Below are 1,065 nucleotides of genomic sequence, written 5' to 3'. Positions count from 1 at the left end.
AAAAGTACTTGGCCACTGACTATCAGCCTCGGCTACAGGCAACTGCCATGCGAAACGTACAGAACATTCGGCAATTTCGTTCCAGACAAGATGCTCATCTTTCGGGTTCTTGAAATCCTCAAGCTGTTGCAGCTTAGGGTGCCATCCGCGAAGAGTCGGGTTCCCACATTGCAGCCCGGGTTGTCCTGTATTAGCTACAGCAACCAAGGTTGTAGTCGGCTCCCCATTTTTCTTAGGCTTACCAGGTCTTTCTTCAACTGGATCGATATCAGTAATAATTACAGTTGGAATACGGAGTCTTTCAACGAGAGACCTTAGCCGATGAGCATGGCTACCTCCAATATCAAGGAAGGACAGATAGCGACTGTTGAGTATTGCAAAATCTCTTTCAATGAAAAGAGGTAAGAGCATTCGCTCAGCAACCCCCTCGACAAAGATTGCAGCATTGGCAAATAAAAGATCTGTGTGTTGAACGCGAAAATAACGCTCAGCGAATTGACGGGTCGTTTTATCATCACCAAAAACTTGCCCAAGATTGACCACCTCAGTGGCAGGCATGTTTTGTTCTTCACTCTTAGCAATGCGGCGAACATAACGCAGCCGGTCAAAACTCTCAGCATGTGCTAGATGACTAGAATGAGTACTGATAATCAATTGGCTTTTAAGACCAGACTCATCGCTACCGTTAGGACTGATTAACTTATGTGCCTTACCCGGGAAAATACGTTGTACCTGTACGTGCAAATGAGCCTCGGGTTCCTCAATCATAACCAGATGAACAGGTGCAGGAGCGCCCTTTTCAGGATTTAGTCGAGCAGCTTTGAAAGAAACTAGTTGGTAACTAAGGGACTGTAAATTCTGATAACCGAGTCCAATGGAATATTCCGGTAGAAGCTCTTCTAATGAATCCTTCTGCATACTGTATTGAACAGCTGTCCCATGGTCGAGTAATTCGGCTGTCTGTATGCGCGTGCGGAAACGAATCTCTTGGGGATCATGCAAGCCGGGGTACCCAAGCTCTTTAACCTCTTCTACCGATGGTCCAATAGCCTCATGAATCTTTTT

Annotated in this window: 1 protein-coding gene; it reads right to left on the bottom strand. The window is 45.9% G+C overall.

What is annotated here, in order from left to right:
• Nucleotides 1–1,065 (bottom strand): ATP-dependent nuclease (locus tag CWM53_RS05355; RefSeq protein ID WP_165785027.1); only part of this gene is annotated, 1,065 nt, incomplete at both ends.

Source organism: Klebsiella sp. A-Nf5 (assembly GCF_002810545.1).
GTDB classification, from domain to species: Bacteria; Pseudomonadota; Gammaproteobacteria; order Enterobacterales; family Enterobacteriaceae; genus Klebsiella; species Klebsiella variicola.
Note: the sequence above shows the minus strand (reverse complement) of the source record. Positions and strands in the feature narration are given on the sequence as shown.